Annotated in this window: 2 protein-coding genes; one reads left to right on the top strand and one right to left on the bottom strand. The window is 33.3% G+C overall.

Annotated features, from left to right (window positions below):
• The coding region (locus A3761_RS28335; protein ID WP_231881106.1) for a hypothetical protein at nt 1-424 on the top strand (424 nt) is incomplete at its 5' end.
• 102 nt (nt 425-526) lie between these two features.
• Here the strand turns inward: A3761_RS28335 and A3761_RS26555 are convergent.
• Nucleotides 527-978 (bottom strand): hypothetical protein (locus A3761_RS26555; RefSeq protein ID WP_197472706.1); only part of this gene is annotated, 452 nt, incomplete at its 5' end.

Raw genomic sequence — 978 nt, forward strand, 5'->3', positions numbered from 1 at the left:
AAGCTTTTTTGCAAAGAATGAAGAAAGTTTGCGCTCAATTGTGAAGAGTGAACTAGATGAATTGAATGCAGGAATCGAAAATCAATCTAGAATAACAAAATCCATGTTAATACCTCCATTATCTCTGTTTTTATCATCCTTATTTTTGATTTTGAATTTTATGTTATTTACTAGAAATTTAGTACCGATTCGATATGCAAACCATTCTAGTATAACCCTATTTGCCATATTTTTTACGATACCTTTTATAGGTAATTTAATAAATGGGAGTAACATTTTTATAGGTGAACTTAGCAATACAAGTATCTTAAAATCAAGCTTATATGTATGGTTGAATTACATAGAGAGCCTTATATATCCACTTGGAGAATTTCTTTCTAATATTTTGTCTATATATGATTTGGGTTATGTTGATCAAGCCTGAGCTATTACAGATCATATGGCGATGCGGAGCGGCAGTTTCCTTGGTATAGATGTGAACCCCCTTAATCCTTATCAAAAGCCCTTTAAATCTTGCATGGTGTTATCATTCGTCGAGGTGCTTATTAATTGGTAATTTGTATTTAGCTTCCTTCTTTTCGATTTTATTGCTATTAGTTGTAGTGCTATCTTTGGATTCAATTTTTTCATTCCTAAGCTTATCTGGCTGCATAACTTTTGGCTCTTTGGTTTCATCGCCTAGTTTGAAACCTAGCTTAAATTTAGGCCCTTTTTTTTCTTTCCTAGGTTTAAGCTCTTGGTCTAGCTTAAATCCTAGATTAAATTTAACTGGCTTCTTTCTAGTCAGCGTTGGTTTTTGGGTTACATGCGATTGTCTTTTTTTAGTTGAATTCCTATCGGCTTCATTACTAGCAATTCTTCGAGCAACGTCTATGCCACATCGCCTAGCTTGCCCATTAAGATACTCCAACTCATCAGGTCGAACATTCAAATAAAGTAGCTTTTCTTTTATTGATTCTTCTTGAATTTTCTCATAAC

The organism is Oleiphilus sp. HI0123 (genome assembly GCF_001635315.1).